Source organism: Micromonospora sp. CA-248212 (assembly GCF_050948405.1).
Classification (GTDB): Bacteria; Actinomycetota; Actinomycetes; order Mycobacteriales; family Micromonosporaceae; genus Micromonospora.
The window spans coordinates 2,599,472-2,624,854 of record NZ_CP192023.1 but is presented as its reverse complement, the minus strand read 5'-3'; the positions used below and the strand labels follow the sequence as shown (position 1 = coordinate 2,624,854).

At 71.4% G+C, this 25,383-nt stretch carries 18 protein-coding genes; 7 read left to right on the top strand and 11 right to left on the bottom strand.

Annotation, left to right across the window (positions count from 1 at the left end):
- Positions 1 to 62 precede the first annotated feature (62 nt).
- The gene (locus ACQP03_RS12690; protein ID WP_357120740.1) at positions 63 to 725 is read right to left on the bottom strand and encodes a transcriptional regulator; all 663 of its coding nucleotides are present in this window, start codon (positions 723 to 725) and stop codon (positions 63 to 65) included.
- A gap of 186 nt (positions 726 to 911) precedes the next feature.
- Between ACQP03_RS12690 and ACQP03_RS12685 the strand changes: the two genes are divergently transcribed.
- Positions 912 to 1,769 carry an SPFH domain-containing protein gene (locus tag ACQP03_RS12685; protein ID WP_357119525.1) on the top strand — a complete coding sequence of 286 codons (858 nt, stop codon included), beginning with the start codon at positions 912 to 914 and terminating at the stop codon, positions 1,767 to 1,769.
- Between the two features lie 237 nt (positions 1,770 to 2,006).
- On the opposite strand, the gene ACQP03_RS12680 is transcribed toward ACQP03_RS12685, so the two are convergent.
- On the bottom strand, positions 2,007 to 3,401 hold the full coding sequence (locus ACQP03_RS12680; protein WP_433460911.1) for a permease prefix domain 1-containing protein: 1,395 nt from the start codon (positions 3,399 to 3,401) through the stop codon (positions 2,007 to 2,009).
- Positions 3,398 to 3,763 (bottom strand): PadR family transcriptional regulator, encoded by a 366-nt coding sequence (locus ACQP03_RS12675; protein ID WP_357119532.1) that lies wholly within the window; start codon positions 3,761 to 3,763, stop codon positions 3,398 to 3,400. Before ACQP03_RS12675 ends, ACQP03_RS12680 begins: the two co-directional genes overlap by 4 nt.
- A 112-nt stretch (positions 3,764 to 3,875) precedes the next feature.
- On the opposite strand from ACQP03_RS12675, the gene ACQP03_RS12670 reads away from it, so the two are divergent.
- Positions 3,876 to 4,622 (top strand): phosphotransferase family protein, encoded by a 747-nt coding sequence (locus tag ACQP03_RS12670; RefSeq protein WP_357173523.1) that lies wholly within the window; start codon positions 3,876 to 3,878, stop codon positions 4,620 to 4,622.
- A 6-nt stretch (positions 4,623 to 4,628) separates the two neighbouring features.
- Here ACQP03_RS12670 and ACQP03_RS12665 read toward each other — a convergent pair whose 3' ends face one another.
- Positions 4,629 to 5,165 carry an RBBP9/YdeN family alpha/beta hydrolase gene (locus tag ACQP03_RS12665; protein ID WP_433460910.1) on the bottom strand — a complete coding sequence of 179 codons (537 nt, stop codon included), beginning with the start codon at positions 5,163 to 5,165 and terminating at the stop codon, positions 4,629 to 4,631.
- A 27-nt stretch (positions 5,166 to 5,192) separates the two neighbouring features.
- On the bottom strand, positions 5,193 to 5,861 hold the full coding sequence (locus ACQP03_RS12660; protein ID WP_396832272.1) for a TetR/AcrR family transcriptional regulator: 669 nt from the start codon (positions 5,859 to 5,861) through the stop codon (positions 5,193 to 5,195).
- A 180-nt stretch (positions 5,862 to 6,041) separates the two neighbouring features.
- Here ACQP03_RS12660 and ACQP03_RS12655 point away from each other — a divergent pair, with 180 nt between their 5' ends.
- Positions 6,042 to 7,034: an aldo/keto reductase gene (locus ACQP03_RS12655; RefSeq protein ID WP_357119541.1), complete on the top strand. Its 993-nt coding sequence runs from the start codon at positions 6,042 to 6,044 to the stop codon at positions 7,032 to 7,034.
- A gap of 109 nt (positions 7,035 to 7,143) precedes the next feature.
- Positions 7,144 to 7,431 carry a hypothetical protein gene (locus ACQP03_RS12650; protein WP_355053485.1) on the top strand — a complete coding sequence of 96 codons (288 nt, stop codon included), beginning with the start codon at positions 7,144 to 7,146 and terminating at the stop codon, positions 7,429 to 7,431.
- 62 nt (positions 7,432 to 7,493) lie between these two features.
- Here ACQP03_RS12650 and ACQP03_RS12645 read toward each other — a convergent pair whose 3' ends face one another.
- The 3 genes from ACQP03_RS12645 to ACQP03_RS12635 all read right to left on the bottom strand — a co-directional run bounded on the left by ACQP03_RS12645 (position 7,494) and on the right by ACQP03_RS12635 (position 10,829).
- Positions 7,494 to 8,636 carry an alcohol dehydrogenase catalytic domain-containing protein gene (locus ACQP03_RS12645; protein ID WP_357392850.1) on the bottom strand — a complete coding sequence of 381 codons (1,143 nt, stop codon included), beginning with the start codon at positions 8,634 to 8,636 and terminating at the stop codon, positions 7,494 to 7,496.
- Entirely contained in the window at positions 8,633 to 10,087 is a 1,455-nt protein-coding gene (locus tag ACQP03_RS12640; RefSeq protein ID WP_357119549.1) for an aldehyde dehydrogenase family protein, read from the bottom strand. Before ACQP03_RS12640 ends, ACQP03_RS12645 begins: the two co-directional genes overlap by 4 nt.
- A gap of 76 nt (positions 10,088 to 10,163) precedes the next feature.
- On the bottom strand, positions 10,164 to 10,829 hold the full coding sequence (locus ACQP03_RS12635; RefSeq protein ID WP_357119552.1) for a TetR/AcrR family transcriptional regulator: 666 nt from the start codon (positions 10,827 to 10,829) through the stop codon (positions 10,164 to 10,166).
- Positions 10,830 to 10,913: 84 nt separating this feature from the next.
- On the opposite strand from ACQP03_RS12635, the gene ACQP03_RS12630 reads away from it, so the two are divergent.
- Complete coding sequence (locus tag ACQP03_RS12630; protein WP_357119555.1) at positions 10,914 to 12,086, top strand: acyl-CoA dehydrogenase family protein; 1,173 nt, start codon at positions 10,914 to 10,916, stop codon at positions 12,084 to 12,086.
- Between the two features lie 75 nt (positions 12,087 to 12,161).
- On the opposite strand, the gene ACQP03_RS12625 is transcribed toward ACQP03_RS12630, so the two are convergent.
- On the bottom strand, positions 12,162 to 13,199 hold the full coding sequence (locus ACQP03_RS12625) for an aminotransferase class V-fold PLP-dependent enzyme (RefSeq protein WP_357119558.1): 1,038 nt from the start codon (positions 13,197 to 13,199) through the stop codon (positions 12,162 to 12,164).
- A gap of 152 nt (positions 13,200 to 13,351) precedes the next feature.
- Here ACQP03_RS12625 and ACQP03_RS12620 point away from each other — a divergent pair, with 152 nt between their 5' ends.
- A complete protein-coding gene (locus tag ACQP03_RS12620; protein ID WP_433460909.1) occupies positions 13,352 to 17,239 on the top strand; it encodes a leucine-rich repeat domain-containing protein in 3,888 nt (1,295 codons plus the stop codon).
- Between the two features lie 10 nt (positions 17,240 to 17,249).
- On the opposite strand, the gene ACQP03_RS12615 is transcribed toward ACQP03_RS12620, so the two are convergent.
- Both ACQP03_RS12615 and ACQP03_RS12610 read right to left on the bottom strand, forming a co-directional pair.
- A complete protein-coding gene (locus ACQP03_RS12615; protein ID WP_433460908.1) occupies positions 17,250 to 19,397 on the bottom strand; it encodes an FUSC family protein in 2,148 nt (715 codons plus the stop codon).
- 112 nt (positions 19,398 to 19,509) lie between these two features.
- On the bottom strand, positions 19,510 to 21,729 hold the full coding sequence (locus ACQP03_RS12610; protein WP_357119567.1) for a serine/threonine protein kinase: 2,220 nt from the start codon (positions 21,727 to 21,729) through the stop codon (positions 19,510 to 19,512).
- 431 nt (positions 21,730 to 22,160) lie between these two features.
- On the opposite strand from ACQP03_RS12610, the gene ACQP03_RS12605 reads away from it, so the two are divergent.
- Positions 22,161 to 25,334 carry an NACHT domain-containing protein gene (locus ACQP03_RS12605; RefSeq protein ID WP_433460907.1) on the top strand — a complete coding sequence of 1,058 codons (3,174 nt, stop codon included), beginning with the start codon at positions 22,161 to 22,163 and terminating at the stop codon, positions 25,332 to 25,334.
- Positions 25,335 to 25,383: the final 49 nt, after the last annotated feature.

The following is a 25,383-nucleotide window of genomic DNA, read 5'->3' as shown; positions in this document are numbered from 1 at the left end:
GCGAACAGACTACGACCAGCCATTAACGATACGGAACTGTTTCGTATCGGAAGTGGTCGGCGTCACGTCTCGGCGCGACGCCGCTCCCCCGGCTCCGGCACGTTCAGACAGGCGGCCACGGCGGCCGGCAGCGCGCTCAGGTGGACGGCGGGCGCGGCGAGCGGTTCGATCCAGCCCGGCCCGGCGCCGTAGACGCGCAGGCCGGGGAAATCACGGGCGAAACGCACCAGCCGGTACGCGCGCCCGGTGACCGGCGTCTGCGACCACACCACGACGGTGTACGGGCGAGCGCGGCGCACGGCGCCGCTCAGCGCGGACCACGGCAGCGCGGGTCCCAGGTGCAGGCAGCCACGCCCCCGCTCCCGCAGGGCCGCGGCGAGGGCGTGCAGACCGAGCGAGTGCGCCTCCCGCTCGGCGCCGGCCAGCAGCACCCCGCCGGTCGGCAGGGACCGCCCGGGATCCCGGCGATACACGTCCAGCCCGACCCGGACGCCCTCGGACAGGGCGTGTTCCACGGCGATCTCGCCGACGTCGCGCCCCGACATCGGCGCCAGCAGCGGCTGGCAGACCTGCTCCCAGAGCGCCGGCACGCCCCACTCGGCCGCCAACTCCAGCATCAGCGTGGCGACCCGGTTACCGTCCAGGTCCTCGGCCGCCAGCGAGACCCGCTTGAGCGCGGTCTGCACGGCGTCGGCCGGCATCGGATCGGTCAGCACAGGCGGCATCGGATCGGTCAGCACAGACGTACCCCCGGGTCGGTGTTCGCTACCCAGGGTTCGCCGCGACCGGGCGCGGCGGATGCGCCCGGCGCGGAATTTACCGGCGGCGGGCCGACGCCGACCGGCGCGGCCCGACTTGACCGGACCTCCTAGCGTGAAGATCCACACAGCCCAGCGGAAGGCCCCCACCCCATGCCCGTCGGCTTCACCATGGCGATCATCCTCGCCGTCGCCCTGGTCGTCAGCGCCGTCGCCGCGCTCGTCGCCCCCGCCCGCTCGCTGAAGCGGGTGGCCGCCCTCGCCGCGCTCGGCTTCCTCACCCTCAGCCTGGTGGTCGGCATCGCCTCCAGCGCCCACTCGGTGCCGATCCGCTCGGTCGGCATCGTGACCAGCTTCGGCAAGCCGACCGGCGAGGTGACCGGCTCGGGCCTGAAGTGGGTGGCCCCCTGGCAGAAGGTCGGCGAGTGGGACGCGGGCCGGCAGAAGTACGACCACATCGGCGGCGACGACTGCGTCCGGGTCCGTACCGGAACGCTCGCCGACGCCTGCGTCGAGGTGCTCATCGAGTGGCAGGTCAAACCGGAGAACGCCCCCAAGCAGTTCATGGACTACAAGGGCGACTTCGTGAGCTTCCGGGGACAGCGGGTGGGCGTGCAGCTCGACAGCGCGGTCAACGACGCGTTCGCCGCGTACAACCCGCTGGAGAAGATCGACGCGCGCACCGGCGACCTCAACGTGGACCTCAAACCGTTCGCGGCGAACATCAAGACCAGCGCGGAGAGCCGCCTCGCCACGGACGTCGACATCCTGTCGGTGACCATCACCCGGGTCAACCACGACGACAAGACCGAGGGCAACATCAAGGCGTTCCAGGACAAGCTGGCGCAGACCCGCAACCTGGAGCAGGACCGTAAGAACGCCGAGATCTCCAAGCAGATCACCGAGACCAACGCGAAGGTCGACAAGGTGACCCGATGCCTGGAGATCGCCGAGAAGAACGGCGCGAACCCGGGCCTGTGCATCAACCCGGGCATCGTCACCGGCAAGTGACCCGGGGCGGGGCTCGGACCATCCGACGCAGCGCGTCTTCCACGGCGTCCGTCAACGGATCACCCTCCGTCGCCGGCGACAGGTCTGCAGTCGTCGGCGCAGAGCGCCGGGTTCGCCCTGGGGTCCCCTCTCGTCGGCGTGGCGATCGACCTCTCCGTACCGGCCGGCGGCTTCGCGGCGGCCGGGATCGCCGGCCTCGCCGCCGCGCTGGCCGGACGCCTCCTGTCCCGCAGCTCGCTAGGCGTACCGGAACAGCGGAGGGAAGGCGAGGACCACGATCCAGGCCCAGGCGGCGTACACCGGCAGGTAGCCGGTCTGCCAGCGTTCGAGGGCCGCGAACGGCGTACGCCGACGGACGAAGCTCAGCAGGAGCCAGGCCGACCACGCGAGGTTGACCAGCAGGACCACGTTCTCGCCGAGGGCCGCCGCCCGGTTGGGCGTACCGCCGTAGTCGTCGGTGATCCGCCCGGTGATCTCGAACAGCACCAGCAGGTCGATGGCCAGCGCGCTGAGCACCAGCGCCAGCTGGAGCTTGTCGAACGCGCCGGGCGGGGCCAGCGGATCGCGGGCCGACAACGAGTAGAGCAGCAGCCCCAGCACCACGACCAGCAGCAGGTCGAACAGGATCAGCGCCTCGCGCTCGACGTCGATGCCGTGGCTGGTCCAGACGACGGCGACGAGGAAGGCCAGGAGCGCGGCCGTGAACAGCGGGGTGAACAGCCGGGTGAGGACGGGCGCGATGTTCTCGACGACGCTCTGCTTGGCCTCGACCAGCCACCCGGCCACGACGACCGCGGCCGCCGCGCCGCAGGGTAGGAGCCACTGCGAGACGAACGCCTCCGGGACGATGCCGATGGCCGCGAAGGTGTTGAACAGGAAGGCGGCGAGCACTCCACCACCGAGGGCCATCAGCACGAAGTAGATGAACCACTCGCCGGTGAAGCGGATGAAGTCCATGCGTCGACGTGTCGAGCGCCAGTCGTCGGCGACGTAGGCCAGACCGACCACGAGCCACAGCGCGATCGGTAGGTGGACGCTGGTGACGACGATGGACTGCGAGTCGCCCGCCAGCGGGTAGACGTTGGCCGCCAGCGCGCCGAGGACGAACAGCGCCACCAGCGCCACGACCACCGCCGGCCGGGCTCGGCGCCGCCAGGCGAGGAACGCCGCCAGCCAGGGCAGCGCGAACAGGGTGAAGTTACGCGTGTAGAACGAGCCGTCGCCGTCGAAGGTCAGCCCGAACAGCGCCGGCACCTTCACCGACGCCACCGCGCCGGCCGCCGCGCCGAGCATCGCCCACAGGTCCCGTCGGGAACGCGTGCCGGCGTCCGAGGCGCCGGAGTCGCCGGTGAGCACGAGCTGCTTCCAGAGCCGCTCCGAGTGTTCCCGGGCGAACTCCCGGGACAACTCGTCGAGGCTGCCCATCCGTTTCACGGCGACCAGGAACGCCTCGTCCGCGCTGAGGCCCGCCGCGACGAGCGCGTCGACGGAACCGCGGAGGTGGTCCTCCAGCTCGTCGGCGTCGGCCGGGCTCAGCGTCCCGCGGCGCAGCACGTACTGACGCCACTGCGTCACCTGCGCCTCCAACTCGCGCGGGCCTTCGTGCTCGTGGGGACCGTCGTACACCGTCATGCGAGACCCTCCAGCGGACGCGGCGTCAGCGGCGCGCGGTCGTGCCAGACCGCCTTGAGCGCGCCCACGACCGTGTCCCACTGCCGGCGCTGCTCGGCCAGCTCGGCCCGGCCCCGGTCGGTGATCCGGTAGTACTTGCGCCTGCGCTCGCCGGCGACCGCCTGCCAGCTCGACTCCACGAAGCCGAGACGTTCGAGCCGGTGCAGCAACGGATAGAGCAGCCCCTCGGTCCAGTCCAGCTCACCGCCGGACAGCTCGTTGATCCGCCGGAGGATGGCGTAGCCGTAGCTGTCCCCCTCGGCCAGGATGCCGAGCACCATCGGCGTCGCCGACGCGGCGACCAGATCCTTGGCGACCTTCACGGGACCTCCCGTCCAACCCTAGAAGTACGATGCATAGTACTGCTAGGTATTTTCCCGCCGCAACGACTCCGCCACCGAAAACCCGTCGAAGGTCGCGGCCGATCCCGCGACAATGGCCGACGTGCCGGAGATCGAGGTCGTCGTCGCCCATTCCGAGCGGGCGACCGTACGTGCCGGGGACGTGTTTCTCAAGATCGACGCTGATCCGGATCACGCGGACGTCGAGGTGGCGGCGATGGCGCTGGCGCCCGTGCCGACCCCGCAGGTCCTCTGGCACAACCCGCCCGTGCTCGCGCTCGCCGCCCTGCGCGGGCGGGCGCTCGGCCGCCTGGGCGAGCCGTCGACCGCGCCGGCCACGGCGTGGGTCGCGGCGGGCGCCGCCGTACGGAGGCTGCACGACGCGCCGCTGCCGCCCTGGCCCGGTCGGAGTCTCGACGAGTTGGCCACGCGGCTCGACCGCGAGTGCGCCTGGCTCGTCGCGAACGGCGCTCTCCCCACCGACCTGGTCACCCGCAACCGGCACATCGCCGAGGCGGCGCTCCGGCCGTGGACGCCGGTCTTCACGCACGGCGACCTGCAGGTGGGCCACGTGTTCGTCGACGGTGACGAGGTCACCGGCGTCCTCGACTGGTCCGAGGCGGCCCGGGGCGACGCCCTGTTCGACCTCGCCACGCTGACGCTCGGCCACGAGGAGCGCCTCGGTGATGTCCTGGCCGGCTACGGCGCCGACGTCGACCTCGACGTGATCCGGGCGTGGTGGTCGTGGCGCAGCCTGGTGGTGATCCGTTGGCTGACCGAGCACGGCTTCGACCCGTCGGCGCCCGGCTGCGAGGTCGACGTGCTGCGGGCGCGGATGTGACGAGCGTCAGGGGATGAGGCGGTCGAGCAGCTCGAACCGCTCGTACGACTGGTCGTAGTCGCCGAAGTGGCCGTCGTCGCGCACGATCTGGGTGCCGCCGAGCCGCTCGAACATCGCGCGTCCCTGCCGGTCGTCGCAGCCGTACGGATCCTCGCGCGAGTTGACGAAGTAGATGTCCCGCACGTGCGACCGGATCGCGGCCCAGTCGTAGCGCTCCTGCAGGACGGGCTCGTCGCTCGTGTTGGGCCGGGTGCAGTAGCCGGCGACCAGGATCGCCTGGGCCACGGTCACCTCGACGTGCTCCAGGAGCGCCAGCAGCAGGGCCGCGCCGCCGGAGTGGCCCACCAGCACCGTCTCCTCGTCGAAGTGGTGCCCGGCCAGCACCGTCGACAGGAACGTCGCGATCGGCTCGACGTTGACACCCGGCAGGTGCGGCACCTCGACGGCGTAACCCCGGGCCTCCAGCCGCCGGGCCAGCCAGCGGTACCAGACGACGTCCGGGTTACCGCCGGTGCCGTGGAAGATGATCGCGTTCCGTCCCACCGTGCCCCCTCCGCATCGACGTCGTGATCAAACCACCTGACCGCCAGCAGGACGAGAGGGATTCCCGGTCGTCGGTACGGGCTGGTCGTACAGCGCCGACACCCACAGGCGGGTGAGCGTGTCGACCAGCACCGCCCGGTCGTCGAACGGCGGCACCCCGCACGCGGCCAGGTAGTAGAGCCGCTCGCCGGTCCAGGTCAGCGTTGCGGCGAGCGCGTGCACGTCGACACCGTCGAGCCGGGCCGAGACAGCGGGGTCCGCCCGACGATCGGCCTCGATCCGTGCGACCGTCGCGTCGGTGAACGTCGCCATCTGGCCCAGCCACAGCTCGCGCAACTGCGGGTCGGACGCCCAGGTCTCCACGATCGCGCGCAGCACGGCGGCATTGGCGAGCCAGAGTTCGGCACCGGCGTCGATGCCCGCTCGCAGCGTCTCGCGCGGGTCGGCGGTCGCCTGCACCCACGGTTGGGCGGCCTCGTGACCGGCACCGACCGCCCGACGTACCAGCTCGGCCAGCACCGCCTGTTTGCCGGCGAAGTAGAAGTAGAAGCTGGCCCGCGAGACGCCTGCGGCGGTGATGATGTCGGCCACGCTGAGCGTGTCGAAAGTGCGTTCGCGCAGCAGTTCACGAAGTGCGTTCAAGACACGTTCGCGCAGCTCGGCGCGGCTCTGCTGCGGGTCGTCACGGCGGGCCATCACAGGCCGCAGCCTACCTGATAGAGCATCTGGACACTGTGACCAGACAGGGCGTATGGTCGGGCGCATGACCGAGGTTACCGACCGCACCGCGCAGTTCCTCGACCCGCCCGAGCACCGCTGGGCACCCCACCGGCACCTGAGCGACGTCGCTGCCGAGTTCGTTGCGACGGAGTTCGCATGAGGTACACGACGTTCGGGCGGACCGGGCTGCGAGTGTCCGAGTTGGTGCTCGGCGCGATGACGTTCGGTGAACAGGGTGGCGTCGGTGCGCCGATCGAAGAGTGCCGCCGCATCCTCGACGCCTACGCCGAGGCCGGCGGCAACGTCGTTGACACCGCCATCAACTACCGCGGCGGCGCCAGCGAGGAGATGCTCGGCGAGCTGCTCGCCGGGCGGCGCGACAGGTTCGTCGTGGCCACGAAGTACACGGTGACCCGTGATTCGGCCGACCCCAACGGTGGTGGCAGCCACCGCAAGAACCTCAGGCTGTCGCTGGAGACCAGCCTGCGCCGGCTGCGCACCGACCACGTCGACGTCTACTGGGTGCACATCTGGGACCAGCGCACGCCCATCGACGAGACCATGCGGGCACTCGACGACGCGGTCACCGCCGGCAAGGTCCTCTATGTCGGGGTGTCGGACACCCCTGCCTGGGTGGTCTCCCGCGCGAACACGTTGGCCGAGTGGCGCGGCTGGAGCCCGTTCGCCGGCCTCCAGGTGCCGTACAGCCTCGTCAACCGCGACGCCGAGCGGGAACTGTTGCCCATGGCCGAGGCGTACGGCATGACCGTGACGGCCTGGAGCCCGCTCGGCGGCGGCGTGCTGTCCGGCAAGTACAACGCCGGCCCGCCGCAGGAGAGGACGCGGCTGAGCCGGGACACGATCGGCGACCGCGACCTCACTGTGGCGCAGGTCGTGCAGGAGGTCGCCGGCGAGCTGGGCGTCACCCCGGCGCAGGTGGCCCTCGCCTGGACCCGCCTCCGCAGCGGCGTGCTGCCGATCATCGGCGCGCGGACCGTGGAACAACTCCGGGACAACCTGGGCTGCACCGCGGTCACGCTGCCGCCGGAACTGGCCCTGCGGCTGGAGACGGCCACCGGGTTCCGTCTCGGCTTCCCGGCCGATTTCATCGCCGAGACCAGACAGTGGGTGCTCGGCGCCGCCGCGTGACCCCGGTGGCCGCCGGCCAGCGACAAAGGCGTCCGGGCCGGCGGCGGTCGACGTTTACCCGCGCCGTCATCTGCCGCGACCGCGGCACTCCGGGATAGCCTTGGCGCATATGGCTACCTATCGCAGCGCCTCAGTGCTTCTCTCCTCGGACGGCACCAGGACCCCTGGCACCGCCGCCCTCTTCGCCGAGCCCGCCCGCAAAGGTGGGACCCGGCCGTGGGCCGGCGACTTCCGTCCCGCCAACAGCGCCGGAAATGGTCCCAAGAACGCGATCGGCAAGACCTTCACGTTGGAGCTGCCCGACGGCAGCACCGGCAAGGTCGTCGTCCAGAGCCTCAAGAGCGGAAGGGGTGGCGTCGTACTGGCGCTGATGGGCGAGGACGCACCACCCTTCTGAGCGAAGCCGATCTCCGGCCGGTGCCGCCGGCCGGAGATCGCCAGCGGGTGAGCCTGCTCGGCTCAGTCCAGTGTCACCACCCAGCGGGCACCCTCGCCTCGGGCGAGCCGGTCGAACGCGGCGGGCGCCTCGCCCAGCGCGACCGTGCCGCTGACCAGCACGCGCAGGTCCAGTGCACCGTCGGCCAGTTCGGCGGCCAGCACCGGCACCTCACGGTCCGGGTCGGACGAGCCGTACACCGAGGAGCGCAGCGTACGGGCGGAGTGGAAGATGTCGAGCGCGCCGAGGCTGACCATGTCGTCCTTCGCGCCCATGCCGACCACGGTGACCGAGCCCCCGCGCCGGGTGAGCCGCCAGGCCGCCCGGATGGTGGCGGCCCGACCCACGCACTCGAAGGCGTGGTCGGCGCCGCGCCCCTCGGTGCGAGCCCGCACCTCCTTGGAGAGCCGATCGTCGGAGAGCAGGAAGTCGGTGGCTCCGGCGGCCAGGGCCAGGTCACGCTTCGCCTCGGCCACGTCCACGGCGAGGATCGTCGTGGCACCCGCCCGGCGTGCCGCGCTGAGCACGGCGAGCCCGACCCCGCCGAGCCCGACGACGGCGACCGACTCGCCGGACGCCACCCGGGCGGTGTTCCGGACCGCGCCGAGGCCGGTGAGCACCGCGCAGCCGAGCAGCGCGGCCTGCTCGACCGGCAGGCCGACGGGGATCGGTACGACAGCGCTCTCCGGGACCACCACCGCCTCGGCGAGCGCGCCGAGACCGAGGGTCAGGTGCAGCGGAACCCCGTCCTCGGTCTCGCCCCGCGGCACGGTCGGGGCCGTCGTGTCGGCGCACAGCCACGGCTCGCCGCGTCGGCACCACCAGCAGGCCCGGCAGGCGGGCGCCCAGTTGAGCACCACCGGTGTGCCGACCGTCAGCCCGCCGCCCGGCCCGACCTCGGCCACCACCCCGGTCGCCTCGTGCCCGAGCACCAGCGGGAACCTCGCGGCGATCGTGCCGTTCACCATGGACAGGTCGGAGTGGCAGACACCGGCCGCCCGGATCGTCACCCGCACCTCGCCGGGGCCGGGCGCGGGCAGTCGTACCCGCTCGACCCGCAGCTCGGCCCCGCGTTCGCGGGCGACCAGCGCGCGGACGACGACCGGCGCGGACGCCGGCTCGGCGGCGCCGCCCGGCGCGGCCGATGTCAGCTCGGGGCCGGTCATCGCTGGATCGCCTTTACCTCGCAGAACTCGGCGAGCCCGTGCGTGCCCAGCTCCCGGCCGAGGCCGGACTGCTTGTAGCCGCCGAAGGGAGCGAGCGGGTTGAACGGCGCGCCGTTGATGTCGACGGCCCCGGTCCGCAGGCGTCGCGCCACCGCGAGCGCCGCGTCGGTGTCGGCGGACCAGACCGCGCCGGCCAACCCGTACCGCGAGTTGTTGGCGATGGCCACGGCCTCGTCGGTGTCGTCGAACGGGATGACCGCGAGGACCGGGCCGAAGACCTCCTCCTGGGCGAGCGCGCTGTCCGGACGCACGTCGGCGAAGACGGTCGGGGCGACGAAGTGCCCGCGCGCCGGGACCGGGGCGTCCGGGCCGCCGACGACCAGCCGCGCGCCGTCGGCGAGCGCCCGGTCGACGTGACCGCGTACCCGCTGCGCCTGCGCAGCGGAGACGAGCGGGCCCAGCCGGGTGGCCGGGTCGAACGGGTCGCCGAGGCGGTAACCGGAGACCGCCGCCGCGACCAGGTCGAGCGCCTCGTCGTACCGGTCACGGTGCACCAGCATCCTGGTCCACGCCGTGCAGGTCTGCCCGGAGTTGAGCAGGGCGTTGCCCACGCCCACCTTGACCGCGGTGGCCAGGTCGGCGTCGCCGAGGATCACGTTGGCGGACTTGCCGCCCAGCTCCAGCGCGACCCGGGTGATCCGGTCGGCGGCGAGTCGCATGATCCGGCTGCCGGTGGCGGTGCTGCCGGTGAACGACACCAGGTCGACGTCCGGGTGCCCGGCGAGCGCCTCGCCCGCCACCGCGCCGGTGCCGGGGACCAGGTTGAGCACGCCCGGCGGCAGGCCGGCCTCGGTGACCGCGTCGAAGAGCAGGTACGCGGTCAGCGGGGTCAGCTCGCTCGGCTTGAGCACGACCGTGCAGCCGGCGGCGAGCGCGGACGCCACCTTGGCCATCACCTGGTGCAGGGGGTAGTTCCACGGGGTGATCGCGCCGACCACGCCGATCGGCTCGCGGACGACGAGAGAGTTGCCGATGCTCTCCTCGACCGGCGGACGGGCGGCGAGCGCGACGTGGTCGCGCAGCACCGTCAGCGGGAGCCCGACCTGCACGCGGGTAGCGAGCTTGAGCGGCGAGCCCTGCTCCACGGCGATGGTGCGGGCGAGGTCGTCGGCACGGGCGGCGAGCGCGGTGTGCAGCCGGTCGAGGTGCGCGGAGCGTTCCGCGGGCGCGGTGGCCGCCCAGCCCGCGAAGGCGGCGCGGGCGGCGGTGACGGCGGCGTCCACATCGGCCGCCGTGCCGGCGGGGACCTGGCCGACGGTGTCCCCGGTGCTCGGATTCTCCACGTCGAGCACGTCGGCGCCGGCGGGCGGCGTCCACTCGCCGCCGATGTGCAGGTGACGCCGGAGGCGCAGGGTGTCGGGGAGCGGCGACGGCGGTGCGGCGAGGTCCATGGCGTCCCTTCGGGGGGTGGGCGACGGGCGGCTCAGCGGCGGACGGACGATGAAACTAGCGCTGGGAGTTTGGACGCTACCCGCTGGACTGCCCGGACTCCACCGCGCCGAGGGGGCCGACGGCGCGGTCGTACTCGGCGGCCAGCCCGTGCAGCAGCGCGTCCAGGCCGAGGGCGAAGGCGCCCTCGTCGACGCTCTGCTGGTGCTCGGCGAGCCGGTGCGCCTGGCCCAGGTGCGGGTAGTGCGCGGCGTACAGCTCGGGATCCTCGACGAAGCCGCGAGCGAACGAGCCGAGCGCCGACCCGGCCACGAAGTAGCGCAGCGCCGCGCCGATGTGGGTGGCGCGGGCCGGCGGCCAGCCGGCGCGGACGAGACCGCCGTAGACCGCGTCCGCCATGGCGAGCGCGGCCGGACGTCGACCCGGCCCCTGCGCCAGGTACGGCACGATGTTCGGGTGCGCGGTGAGCGCCCGCCGGTACGACCACGCCCAATCGCGCAGCGCGGCGGCCCAGTCACGGCTGGCGAATCCGCTGGTGTCGACGGCGCCGGTGACCCCGTCGGCGACCGCGTCGAGGATCTCGTCCTTGGTGGCGAAGTGGTTGTAGAGCGAGGGCCCCTGGACGCTCAACGCGGCGGCGAGCCGGCGGGTGGAGAAGGCGGGCAGGCCCTCGGCGTCGATCAGCGCGGTGGCTGTCTCGACGATCAGCTGCCGGGTGAGCCGGGGCTGGCGGGGTCGGGGCACAACGCTCCTCGCGGGACTGGACTCAGCAAAACTTACACCGCTAGTTTAGTGGTGACCGGCCGCGCCGACGCCAGGAGGACCATCGTGGACTTTTCGCTCACCGACGAGGAGCGGGCGGTGCGGGACACCGCCCGGTCGTTCATCCAACGCGAGGTGATGCCGCTGGAGGCGGAGGTGCTTCGCCGGGAGCGGGCCCACCAGCCGAGTCTGGACCATTCCGAGGTCCGCGAGCTGCAACTCAAGGCCCGCAAGTTCGGCTTCTGGGGTCTCGCGACCCCCGAGGAGTACGGCGGGATGAACCTGCCGGCCGTCCTCCAGTCGCTGATCTGGACAGAGCTGGGCCACACGTTCGTGCCGTTCCGCTTCGGCGGCGAGGCCGACAACATCCTGTTCCACGCCACCGAGGAGCAGAAGCAGGAGTTCCTCATCCCGACGATCGAGGGTGAGCGCCGGTCCTGCTTCGCGATCACCGAACCGGGCGCCGGCTCGGACGCCGCCAACATCCGGCTCTCCGCCCGCCGCGACGGCGACGACTGGATCCTCGACGGCGAGAAGACCTTCATCACCGGCGGTCACGACGCCGACTTCGCCATCGTCGTCGCGGTGACCGACCGGGAGAAGGGCGCCCGCAACGGCGGCGCGACCGCCTTCCTGGTGGACCGGGCCATGGGCTGGCGCTCGGAGTTCATCCAGACCATGGGCGAGGGCGGCCCGGCGTCCCTCATCTTCGACGGCGTACGGGTGCCACACCGCAACATCCTCGGCGAGATCGGGCAGGGCTTCACCCTCGGCATGGAGTGGATCGGCAAGGGCCGCTACACCATCCCGTCGCACGCCGTCGGCATCGCCGAGCGGGTCCTGCAGATGGCCATCGAGTACGCCAACACCCGGGAGACCTTCGGCGCGAAGATCGGCACCAACCAGGCCATCCAGTGGATGATCGCCGACTCGGAGACCGAACTGGAGGCGGCCCGCTGGCTGATCCTGCGCTCGGCGTGGACCGTCGACCAGGGCCTCGACCCCCGGCACGCGTCGTCGATGGGCAAGTTGTACGGCGCGCAGATGGTCAACCGGGTCGTCGACCGGGTGCTCCAGATCCACGGCGGTATGGGCTACACCCGGGAGCTGCCCATCGAACGCTGGTACCGGCAGGTCCGGCTCTACCGCATCTTCGAGGGCACCGACGAGATGCAGCGGCTCATCATCTCCCGGGACCTGCTGCGCGGGTACACGAAGATCGGCGGTCACCTGGCCTGAGCCCGAATGTCAGTCCTCTGCTCCTGAGCGCAGGCCGGCCGTGCCCCATTGCGGGGCGCGGCCGGCCTTCCGGCCTCAGCCGACGAGCGCCGTCAGCGCCGCGTCCACGTCCGCCTCGGTCGAGTAGAGGTGGAACGAGGCGCGGACCCGGCCGGCCCGGACCGCCGCCCGGATGCCAGCTGCCGCGAGGCGCTGTTCCGCGTCGGGCACGTCAACGGCGACGATGGCGCTGTCCCCCGCCGGCCGGCCCAGGCCGGTCAGGAACCGGTTGGCCAGCGCCACGTTGTGCGCCTGGATCGCCGGCACGCCGATCTCGGCGACCAGCTCCATGGCGGGGGCCGCGCCCACCCAGCTGAACCAGGCCGGCGAGATGTCGAACCGGCGGGCATCGTCCGCCAGCCGCAACGGCAGGCCGTAATAGGAGGCGTGCGGGTCCTGGCCGGCGAACCAGCCGGCCGCGTCCGGGCGCAGCCGCTCGCGCAGGGCGGGGGCCAGATAGGCGTACGCGGTGCCGCGCGGGTTCATCAGCCACTTGTAACCGCCCACGGCCACCACGTCGGCCCGGCTGCCGTCGAACGGCAGCCACCCGCACGCCTGGGTCGCGTCCACCACCACCAGCGCGCCGTGCGCGCGGGCGGCGGCCACGATCTCGTCGTACGCGGCGACCGCGCCGTCGGACGACTGCACCAGGCTGAACGCGACCACGTCCGTGTCGGCGTCGATCGCGTCGACGAGCCCGTCCACCGGCACGGTGCGGACCGTGACGCCGCGCTCCTCCTGCACCAGCCAGGGGAACAGGTTCGAGGTGAACTCGATGTCCGGAACGACCACGGTGGCGCCGGCCGGCAGGGCCGCCGCCACCGGCGCGAGCATCTGGGAGACCGTCGCGCCGACGGCCACGTCGACGTCAGGCACCCCGATCAGACCGGCGAACGTCGTCCGGGCCCGCTGCACCGAGTCGCCCCAGCCCTCCCAGGAGGTGCTGCCGACACGCCACTGGGCCAGGGAGTCCTGCAACGCCGTCCAGCCCGGCTCGGGCGGCAACCCGTAGGAGGCGGTGTTCAACCAGCCGGGCTCCGGCTTCCACAACTGCTGCGCCTGCGCGATCTCCATACCACCGACGTTAGGCCTGGTCATCGACGGTCAGCCACGGCCAATCGGCAATCGGCGGCCTGCCAGCGGGCATCCCTGCTCGCGACCCGGACGCAGTAGGGCGGACCGCGCCGGCCGTACCGACTGTGCACGGGAGACTACGCTGCTCGGGCATGGACGACGGCAGGCTTGTCGAGGCCCGGAAGCGCATTGATACCGCCACCACTGGGCATGTCGACCTGAGCGGTCTCGATCTCACCTCAGAAGACCTCACCGAACTGCTGCGCGACACCTGGGCTTTCGCCGAGGTCGTCAGCCTCGATCTCGCCAGCAACGAGCTGGACACGCTGCCGGACGCCGTCGCCGCCTGGACGTCCCTCACCCTGTTGGACCTGAGTAGCAACCGGTTTTCGTCGCTACCCGACGCCGTCGCCGCCTGGACCACCCTGGAACGGCTCATCCTGGACAACAACCAGCTCACCGCGCTGCCGAACGCCGTCGCCGCCTGGACCTCCCTCAGCGAGCTGAACCTGATCGACAACAGAATCACCGCGCTACCCGACGCCGTCGCCGCCTGGACCGCCATGACAAAGCTCAACCTGGATAACAATCAGATCAGCGCACTACCCGACGCCGTCGCCGCCTGGACCGCCCTCACCCGGCTCGACATGGATCACAACCAGCTCACCGCACTACCCGACGCGGTCGCCGCCTGGAGCTGCCTCAATGTCCTGTACCTGGAAGGCAACCAGCTCACCGCACTACCCGACGCCGTCGCCGCCTGGACCTCCCTCAGCGAGCTGAACCTGGCCAGCAACAAACTCACCGCGCTACCCGACGCCGTCGCCGCCTGGACCTCCCTCAGCGGGCTGTACCTGGAGAACAACCAGCTCACCGCACTACCCGACGCGGTCGCCGCCTGGACCGCCCTCACCGACCTGCACCTGGACAGCAACCAGCTCACCGCACTACCCGAAGCCGTCGCCGCCTGGCCCTTCCTCGATGTCCTGCACCTGAATCACAACCAGCTCACCGCACTACCCGACGCCGTCGCCGCTTGGACCGCCATGACAAAGTCCAACCTGGATAACAATCAGATCAGCGCACTACCCGACGCCGTCGCCGCCTGGACCGCCCTCACCCGGCTCGACATGGATCACAACCAGCTCACCGCACTACCCGACGCGGTCGCCGCCTGGAGCTGCCTCAATGTCCTGTACCTGGAAGGCAACCAGCTCACCGCACTACCCGACGCCGTCGCCGCCTGGACCTCCCTCACCGAGCTGCACCTGACCGGCAACAAACTCACCGCCTTGCCCGACGCTGTCGCCGCCTGGACCGCCCTCACCAGCCTTTACCTCCAGAACAATGAGCTCACCGCCTTGCCCGACGACGCCGCGTCCTGGACCTCCCTCACCGAGCTGCACCTGGAAGGCAACCAGCTCACCGCACTACCCGACGCCGTCGCCGCCTGGACCGCCCTCACCGAGCTGAACCTCGACAGCAACCGCCTCACCGCGCTACCCGACGCCGTTACCGCCTGGACCTCCCTCACCGGGCTTTACCTAGCCGGCAACCGGCTCACCGCGCTACCCGACGCCGTCGCCGCTTGGACCTCCCTCACCGGCCTTTACCTGGAAAGCAATCAGCTCACCACCCTGCCCCACGCCATCGGTCGGCTCGCAGAGCTCCGGACGCTCGTCGTCGACGACAACCCACTTCCGCCCGAGGTGCTGGCCGCTGAGGCGGAGGGCACTGAAGCGCTGCTGGCGTTTCTCCGGAACGTCGCCGCCGACGGGATACCGATTTCGGAGGCGAAGCTCCTGTTCGTGGGCGCCGGCGAGGCGGGGAAGAGCTCGCTGCTCGGAGCGTTGCGCGGCGAGCCGTGGCGGGATCGTCACCAGACGCAGGGCATGGACATCAAGTCGCTGGTGGTGACCCACGCCGGTCGGGAGATCACCCTGAACGGGTGGGATTTCGGCGGTCAGCAAGCCTACCAGCCGGCGCACCAGTTGTTCTTCAGCGCGCCGGCCGTCTACGTCGTCGTCTGGAAACCGCGTCCGGGTGTCGCGGCCGGCATGGTGGAATCCTGGATCGCCATGATCGCCCACCGGGCCCCGGACGCCCGGGTGCTCGTGGTCGCGTCGCACGGCGGGCCGACCTCGCGGGCGGACGCCATCGACGAACGGCATCTCAAGCAGCGCTTCGGTGACCTGATCATCGGCTTCTACGAGGTCGACAGCGCCGTCCCGGACGACCGGCTGGAGGCGCTGCGGGAGGCGATCTCCGTGGCCGCCGGCACGCTCCCGCACGTGCACCGCAACTATCCGGCGAGCTGGCAGCGGACGATCGAGGCCGTCACCGCCGACGGTCAGCAGGTGATCGACTACCGCGACTTCGAGGCGATGGCCGAGGCGCAGGGACTGACCGTTGCCCAGGCGCGGGCGCTGGCCAGCAACGCCCACCACCTGGGAAAGTGGATCTACTACGCGGACGACGACGCGTTGGCCGCGTTCGTGATCCTCCAACCGGACTGGCTCAACGTCGCGATCGCCGCCGTCCTCGACAGTCGAGACGCCGTCGACGCCCTCGGTCTCGTTTCACACCGTATGCTCGGCAGCCTGTGGGGTGCCGGGCAGGCGCCCGACGGCACGCTCTACACGAGGGAACAACAGCGACTGTTCCTGGCGCTCATGGGGCGCTTCGAGCTGACGTACCAGGTCTCGCTCGACGCCTCGCCCGAGCCGGTGAGCCTCATCGCGCAACTCGTCCCCGCCGCGCAGCCGGACCTGCGCAGCGCCTGGGTCGACTTTCGTTCCGGCGACCGCGAGTACCTGGAGGTGTGCCGGATCTCGGAGGGCCCGGCGGGTCCCGTGGTCATTCCCGAGTCGCTGATGTACCGGCTCATCGTGCGTCTGCACCATCAGCGCTACACGGAGCCCGACTCGTTGCAGGGCGTGCACTGGCAGCAGGGTGTGATCCTGCAGAGCCGGTACGGCGCCCGCGCGCTCCTCACGGTGCGTACCGGAGTCGGTGTCCAGGTCCAGGTCCGTGGCCCGGATGCCGTCACCTACCTGCGACAGGTCACCGACGAAATCCGCTACTGCATCGAACGGTTCTGGCCCGGCCTGACCACAGTCGCCCTCGTCGCCTGCCGGCACGGCTGCGGCCTGCCCACCCCGGGCGCGGGCCTGTTCGACGTCGACAAGCTCGTCAAGCTGCGCGACGCGCACGGTCAGAGCGTGGCGCAGTGTCCCGTCTCCAGCTGCGATGCCTTCCCCGCCATCGACGCGCTGTTGGGCGGCTCGCACGCCGGGCACGACGCGCTCGCGGTGCTGCAGGACGGCATGGCCCTGGTGGACAGGCAGGTCCGCGGCCTGAGTCGGCGGGTCACCGAGCTCAGCGACACCGTCAAGGCCAACCTCGCGGGCGTGCACGCACGGCTGACGGCCCTGATGTGGCAGCTCAACGACGAGGCCGCGGACGGGCCGCGCCTCTTCACCCTCACCCCCGTCGGGGCGTCCCTGCGCAATCCGCAGTGGACCTCCATCCGGATGCGGCTGACCTTGTACTGCGAGCACTCGCTCCAGCCCGTGCACGTCCTGGAGCCCTCTCGACGCGACGCCGGCGTCTACTCGATAGATGTCTCCCGGGAGTGGTGGGTCCGGGCCGTTCCTCTCCTGCGGGCCACCACCATGCTCCTGAAGCCCCTGCTCGGCGTGGGGGTGGCCGAGCTCAAACTCGAGTTCAGCGACGAGCAGTGGAAGGCGGTGGAAGAGCAGGTCTCGCTGGCGAACGAGACACTGAACGCCGCGGCGGAGGCCGCCGACCACCTCACCGCCGACGACCACAGCGCCGGCCTGGCCGAGCGGGCCCCGGGCGCACCGCCGGTGCCGGTCATCGCCGAGGGCGCCACCCTCCGGACGCTGCACGCCGCGCTGCGCGCCCAGGACGTCACCATCGCCGATCTCCGCAAGGTCGTCCGCCCGGACGGCCGCATCCTCTGGGTCCACCGCCAGTTCGAGCACCTGTACCACGGCGGCCTGCCCGTCATCCCCTAACCGGGCCGGCTCAGGGTCGCCGGGGCGCGTCGGCGTCCGGGTGGATCCGGCTGAGGCTGTCGGCGAGCCCGGCGAGCCACCTGTCGACCTCCACCAGGTGCCGCACCGCGGCCGAGTCGACGTCGCCGAGAAGCGGGCGGAGCCGGTCCACCTCGTCGACGCAGTCGATCGGTACGGGCATCGGCCCGGCCGCCCGACCGTTCGTCACCTCGCCGGCCAGGTCGTCGTACGCCGACCGCAGGTGCCCGGCTGTGTCCCGCAGCAGTGCTGCTGCCGCCGGCCAGCCGGCCAGGCAGCCGGGCGGGTTCCGGCGCAGCAACGACTCGGCGCCGGGCACCAGGTGGTGTCCGGCGCTCAGGGCGGCGTCCCAGTTCAGCTGAACGCGCCGTGGGTCGTGGCGCTCGGAGTGGTACTGGCAGTAGGACGAGTCGACCAGGATCACCCGCCGGCCGACCTGGTCGAAGTCGTGCTCGGGTGGCCGCCCGTCGCCGAGCACCGCCTCGACCGTCCGCTCGACCGCCGTCCCACTGGCCGCCAGGTAGCGGGCGGCGTTGTGCCGTAGGTCGTGGCCGGCGCCGCGCGGCCACATGGCCACACCGGCGAGCACGCCGATCACCGCGCCGAGCCCGACGTCGACCAGCCGTGCCTCGGCGAGTCGCCACCCCTCGGGGCTGAGCTGGGTGAACACGACGGTCAGCAGCAGGGTGAACAGCGCCTGCTGCCACACCGGGCCGAGCAGGCGACCGACTCCGAACGCCAGCAGCAACGAGACCGGCAGTACGACGGCGTACACGACCGGTTCCTGCACGACGAGCACCAGCAGGCCGCTCGCGACCACGCCCGCGATGGTGCCGAGCACGGCGGGTCGCAGCGCGGTGCGGGTGTCGGCGGCCGAGGTGCGCAGGACGGTGAGAGTCGCCAGGAGCACCCAGAAGCCGTGGTTGAGGTGCAGCACCCCGGCCGCCACCCGGGCGACCGCCAGCGCCACCGCCAGTCGCAGCGCGCTGTGCAGGTGCGCGGAGCGGGGCGCGAGGTGGGCGCCGAACTGTCGCCAGTACAGCGTCCACGCGCCGTGCCGCGCGTACTCGAAGAGCCGGGGATAGGCGTCGACGTCGACGCGCGCCCCGGCGGCGATCCGGGTGCCGAGGGCGAAGATCCGTACCTGGTCGGCGAGGGCCAGCGCCGTCGCGTCCCGGCACATCCGGGGTACGTCCGGCGGGCCCGATCCCACCGACGGCTCAGCCGCGCCGATCGCGGCGTCCAGGTCGCGCAGATCCGCCTGGGGCGCGTCGGAAAGCAGGCTACGGCTGGCAGCCCGGATCGCGTCGGCGCACGGGCGCAGCAGCCGCGCCGCCGCCAGGTCCGGGATCGGCGTCGAGGGGGCGTCCGTGGCGAGCCGGTCCGCCGTGGCCAGCACCTCCCGCAGCGCCGCTGCGGAGGTCCGCAGCGCCCGGTCCTGCGCTCCGGCGGCCGTGGGCGCCGACTCCGGGGAGTTGCGGCCCAGCCCGAGCAGTGCCACGAGGTCGTACGCCCGTTCGCGACGCCCGTCCCGAGCACCGGGGCCGGGGGCGGTCATCGCGTCGGCCGTGGCGTCGAGGAAGGCCGCGACGCTGTCCGCCGCTCGGGCGAGCAGTTGCCGGTAGGAGACGGGCACCGGGTCGGGCCAGAGCACCACCTCGGCCGCGGCGAGCAGCACGATCGCGAGGGTGACCCCGCCGAGGCGCTGCGGCAGGCTGTCCGGCTGGTACGGCGGGAACGACGCCAGGATGTAGAAGAGTTGGAACGCGCTGGCCAGACCCACCAGTCGCGGGTTACCGACCCCGGCGAACGCCACGACGAACCCGATGACCAGCATCCCGCCGGCCGCCGCCCAGGTGTTCCACGCCAGGAGCGTGCCGGCGGCGATCAACGCCCAGACCGCCGGCAGCGACGTGACGAGGATCCGCGCCCGTTGTGACGCCGGGCCGGGCAGTTGCGCGAACGCCCCGGCGGCGATCGTGCCGAACAGTGCGTACGTGGCGAGCAGCGGGCTGCCCACGCCGTAGCGGCAGGCGTAGAAGAGGACCGACGCGACCAGGGTCAGCCGGGCCGCGCGCCGCAGGACGGCGTCACCCGGGTCACGGCGGCGAAGCCGACCGAGGAGGCTGGTTCCGAGCACGACCGCTCCCCCGGTTCGTCGCAGCGCCCCTGTCCGGTCCACCATTCTCCCCGCGACCCGCCCGGGGCGATGGGTTTCGCGGCAATTCACCGCCGTGCTCAGGATCCAGAGGCTAGGTGGCCCGCCACTTCTGGTTGGCGTTGCCGGTGCACTGCCAGATCTGCAACTGGGCGCCGTTGTCCGGGTTCGATTCGACCACGTCGACGCATCTGTCCGCCTTGGTGTTCACCAGGTCGTACGCCTTGTTGAGGGTGAACTTCTGCGATGACGCTCCGGAGCATTCGGCCAGGATGACGGCGGCCCCGTCCTGGGTGGAGTGGCCCGCGACGTCCAGGCACATACCCATGGACCGGACCGTGCCGTCCGACGGGAAGGTCCACAGCTGCTTGGCGGTGCGCCGGCAGTCCCAGATCTGCGGTCGCGCGCCCGCGTAGGGGTTGCCGTCCTGGATGTCGATGCAGCGGTCACTGGCGAAGCTGGAGATCTGCTTGCCGGCGGGCGCGCTGGACTTCGTCGGGGACGGCGGAGCGGACGGCTGCTGCGCCTGGTTCCGCGGTGCGGTGGTCGTGCCGCTGCCGGTCCCGGTGGACGCCGGCGGCCCGACGCTCATCGACGGTGGCGGGCCGGGGGACCGGGGCGGAGCCGTCGCCGCCGGCAGGCCCTGGAAACCATCCGTGATCAGCGCGAACACGGGCGTGCTGGCGGACCATTCGGCGGCGGAGGTGGTCCAGTCGATGGAGTACGCGTGCCCGTTGTGGCCGACGAACAGCCGGCTCGCCATGCGGGTCGGCGTGTCGTCCCGGTCGGTGTACGTCCACTCCCATTCGGCGGCCCGCGCCTGGTAGCGCAGCGCAGCGAGCCGGACCGGCCGGTACTGGGTGTACCGCCCGCGTTCCGCGTCCTCGCGCTGCCGCAGGGCGGCGACCAGGTCCGCCGGGACGGCCCGAAGCTCGTTGATGACGAGCACCCGGCTGCCGTCCTGCTCGCGGAAGACGACGCGCTCGCCGTCGCGGCGCGCCTGCCAACCGTCTGGAACCGGCACGAGGAAGCGGGGGTCGTCGCGGTAGTAGCGCCATCCGGCGGGCGCGGGCGGCAGCACCCGGGACACCGGCATCTCCGCGATGTTCGGGTTGGCGCTCGGGTCCGACGATCCGAGGACGCCCGCACCGCCCAGCATTCCGCCGTACCGCAGCGACGTCGTCACCACCAGGACGAGCAGCAGCGCGGCGGCCAGCGACCCGATCAACCGAGCCCGACGACGGCGCGCTGGTCCTGGCGACGGCTCGTCGTGGACCGTCGACGACGCGGCCGGGCCGTCGGCGGTGACGAACTCGGGCACGATCGCCGGACGGGACACCGGGTCGGTGGCGTCGTTGCCGGCCATGTCATCGGCGCTGGTCACCGGCACGGTGGGGGCGCCGGCATCCGGCGCCGGGACGGCAGGCACGGCTACCGCGGGCACCGCCACGGCAGGCACGGCCACGGCGGGCATTGCGGGGGTGGAGAGCGTGTCGGGGGCGGTGGCCTGACGCAGCAGTCGCTCGGCTTCGTCCGCGCCGATCCGTTGGTCCGGATCCCGCCGCAGCAGTCCTTCCAGGAGCGGGGTCAGCCGACCGGCTCGCTGGGCCGGCGGTGGCGGCTCGGTGGCCAGGGCCGCCAGCGTGGCGAGCGGAGACGAACGGTGGTACGGGGTGCGCCCCTCGACGGCCGCGTAGAGGGTGGCGCCGAGTGACCACAGGTCGGCGGCCGGACCCACGTCGCCGTCGGTGGCCCGCTCGGGCGCGAGGAACGCCGGCGAGCCGAGCACCATCCCAGTCTGGGTCATCCGTGGGTCGCCCGGAAGGGTGGCCAGACCGAAGTCGGTCAGCACCACCCTGCCGTCGTCGCCGAGCAGCACGTTGGCCGGCTTGACGTCGCGGTGCAGCACGCCGGCCCGATGTGCGGCCCGCAGCGCGCCCAGGAGGCCCAGCCCGATCCGCGCGGCGCGGTCCACCGGCATCGGCCCGTCGGCTTCGAGCACCTGGTGCAGCGACCGGGACGGGACGAGTTCCATCACGATCAGGGGGTCGCCGCCCGAGTGCAGCACATCGAAGACGCGTACCACGTTGGGGTGGCCCAGGCGGGCGACGGCCCGCGCCTCGCGCATGGACCGTTCGCGCAGCTCCCGGCGTTCGTCGTCACGCAGGCCGAGCGGTGCCACCAGTTCCTTGATGGCGACGTCGCGCTGAAGCATCTCGTCGCGGGCCTGCCACACGCGGCCCATCCCGCCCTGGCCGAGGGGACGGACCAGCCGGTAACGATCGGCGATCAACTGTCGAGGGGCATCGGGCACGTCAGGAAGGTACCGGGCGTTGTTTACACACCCAATTTCTCGGGACCGTCAATAAGCGGCAGTTGGCTTTTTCACATAAGGCTTCCGGTGACAACCATCCGCCATTCGATACATATGCGCCGTTGACCTGGCCCAGTCGCCCAGAGCAACGTTACCGACACGTATATCGGCAGTGTCGCAAATTAGTCATGAATTCAAATTCAGCTAGGCCGAGCGCCCAACTACCGCCGGAGTGGAGATGAGGCATCGGGCATCGATTGCCGCTGAAGGATTCGGCCCCTCAACCAACTCTCAAAAGATATGGAAACATCCCAAAGCGGGAAAGGTAGGCGTTGCCCGCCCGTAGTCGCTGCACTACGGTGCGGCACATGCGCTCCCGCCCGCTGTGCTATGCCGATGCGGCTCGTCTGCTTGGCAGCCCGGAAAATCCCGTGATACGAGCCGTCGGCGCGACGAGCGGCGTAGCTGCCGCCGGCCTGACCGCGGCTGGCCTCGGCGGAGCCGACCTCCTTTCCCTGGGCCGCGAACTGATCCTCTGGGGCAACTCGGCAATGGCCGGCCTGCACGAGCGGATCGCTGGCCTACGGCGTTTCGACCGCACGCAACGTCTCGTAGCCGCCCACGCGATCATCGTCGTCACCGCCTTCTACGAGGCGCTTGAGATCGCCCTGGCCGACCATCCGGAGGTCGACCTGGCCGATGCCGCACTGACCGCCGGCGAACAGGTCGCCATCACCACCTCGACGGCGGTCGTCGACCGCTACGCCGACCTGGTGCGGGTGCTCATCGACACACCGCCTCCGATGCCCGCGCCGCACCAACCCTTCGAGGCGACGATCGCCGCGCTCGGCGGTTACTTCGGATCAGCGGCGGCAGCCTTGCGGGACTTCCTGCACGGTCTCAGCGCCTTCGAGGCACGCGACGACCGGGTCACCGAGACCATCGCGGCCATCGAAGGAGACGTACGGCGGATCGCGATTGACCGGTATACGCAGGCGTACCGGGCACTCATCACGCAGGCCCCCGAGTTCGGGGTCTGGGCGAGCATGGTCGACACCGAGGCCACCCGCGCGCTGCTGCGGGACTCGGTCGCCGACCTGTCCAGACAGCTTGCCGATCTGCGCGCCGTGTCGGCTGCGACCGCCGTCGACGCCGTCCTGGCCGGTCTCGGCCGGCGGTACCGGGCCGGATTGGACCGAGCCATCCTGGCCTCCGCGCATGCGCCTCGCCACGTCGTGCTTCCCAGCCTGGGCAAGGGCTACGTCAACCCGCACGGCCGGGTCGCGGTGGCCGGGCCCTACGATCTTCCCGCCACCGAGACGTGGTGGTCACGGTCCACCCGCCTCGATGACGTCCACGCCTTCCTGCTGGCGCACCTGACCGGACCGAACGCCGTCGAGAGCCCGCTCGTCGTACTGGGCCAACCCGGCTCGGGCAAGTCCGCGATGACGAGGGTTCTCGCCGCCCGGCTTCCTCCGGCCGACTTCCTGGTCATCCGAGTCGAACTACGCAACGTTCCCGCTGACTCCTCGATCCAGGGGCAGATTGAGGAGGCGCTCGTGCAGATGCTCGGCGAGCGGGTCTCCTGGCCCGACCTCGCCCGCCGCGCGGGCGACGCGCTGCCCGTCGTCATCCTGGACGGCTTCGACGAGTTGCTGCAAGCCACCGGGATCAACCACGCGGACTACCTCGACCAGATCCGGCTGTTTCAGCAGCGCGAGGAGGAACTTGACCGTCCGGTCGCCGTGCTCGTCACCAGCCGTACCGTGGTCGCCGACCGAGCGCGGTTCCCGGACAAGTCCGTGGTGCTGCGACTCGAACCGTTCGGAGAACCGCAGATCCGGGCGTGGCTCGACGTGTGGAACGACCACAACGGTGCCAGCCTCACCGCCCGGGGGTTGCGGCCGTTGTCCGCCGAAACAGCCCTCGCACATGGCGAGTTGGCGAGTCAGCCACTGCTGCTTCTCCTGCTGGCGCTCTATGACGCGGGTGACAACGGCCTGCAGAACGCCGAGGGCGACATGCGCCGCGTGGAACTCTACGAACGACTCTTCGCTGATTTCGTCGAACGCGAGGTCGACAAACAGGAGCGCGGCCACACCGACGACCAACGCGCCCACGAGATCGCTGCGGAATGGCGCCGTCTGATGGCGGTCGCCATCGCCATCCTGAACCGGAGCGGTGAGGTGATCCTGGAAGCCGAACTGGATGCTGACATCCCGCACCTGCTGTGGAAAGAAGACCTGCGCTCGCCGTCGGCCGAGGCTGCCGACCGGGCGCTCACCATGAGCCAGCTGATGGTCGGTCGGTTCTTCTTCATCCACGAGTCGCGAGCGTCCCGGGACACCAGCGGACCGGAACGCAGCTTCGAATTCCTGCACGCCACCTTCGGCGATTTTCTGGCCGCCCGACAGATTGTCGCCGCCCTTGTCGATCTCGCCGAAGAACGCGTCCATCAGCGACGGCGTCAGGGTGTGATCGATCCCGGCCCGTTGTACGGGGCGACATCATTCGTCACCATCACCCGGCGAACTCCGCTGTGGGAGTTCTGCCGGGGAATGCTCGGGCGACTGGACCCACGGCGGCGTGGGATCTGCCGCGAGCTGGCCCTGGAGCTCCTGCCTGACGTCGGATACCCCCACCCCACCTGGACGAGAGGCGAATACGAACCTCGGCGGACACCGGCCGCCGTGCGGCAGGCGGCGTTCTCGGCGAACCTGGCCTGCTTCGTGCTGCTGTTGTCGGACGGCCCCGTGGACGCGGTCGAGTTGGTCGGGGAGCCGGTTGTCGACAACTGGCGACGGCAGGCGCTGCTGTGGCAGAGCCAACTCGACGCCGAGGACCGCAAGCGGATATGGCAGACGCTTCGGGTGGCCTGGCGGCTGGATGTGTCTCCCACCCGCCTGGAGGTACGCCCCGAGGACGGCGCCGAGATCAGCGTCTACGAGTCGCTGCCCTGGCCACCGGATACCCGTCCGAACACCCAGCCGCTTGATCGTCGGGTAGCTGCCATGGCGCCGGACGTGTTCGTCGCGGCGGACAGCCGCATCGGGCGGTCCCTGCGTCGGTCGGCGTTCGTGCAGACCGGACACGACGTTCGGGAATGCCTCTACGACCTGATGCCGTACTGGCAAGAAGCTGGCGTTCCCGGTCTGCACCAGATCGACGGCGAGCCGTTCCTGGTGTCCGAGGCGGCACTCTTTCTGCAACTACTGCTGTCGCCACCGGATCCGCAGCGGCGCGACATGCGGGCCGAGCAGTACGCCTGGGCCTTCGCGCTCACGCCCCTGCCACGGCAGCGGAGCCTGCTCATCCGGCAACTGGTCGACGATGCTCCGGGATTCTCCGCGGCGAACCTGAGGAAGATCTTCGGACGCCTCAGGATGGACGACCTCGTGAGCAACCCGACGGAGAGCGAACGGATCGTGACCACAGTGGCGGCGCGCGAGGATGACGGGCTAACGCTCGCGGAAGGACTGCTGCGCGCTGTTCAGCGCGGCGTACCTACCGAACCGATCGGGCCCGCCCGTGAGCAGGTCACTCACCTGCACCGGATGCTCGGCCTGGCGGATCCGTTCGCGCTCCCGGACCGGCCCTCCCGATAGATGGTCGGCTTCGGTGGAACCCCCTGCGGTCGCGCCGCTCGCCTCGCAA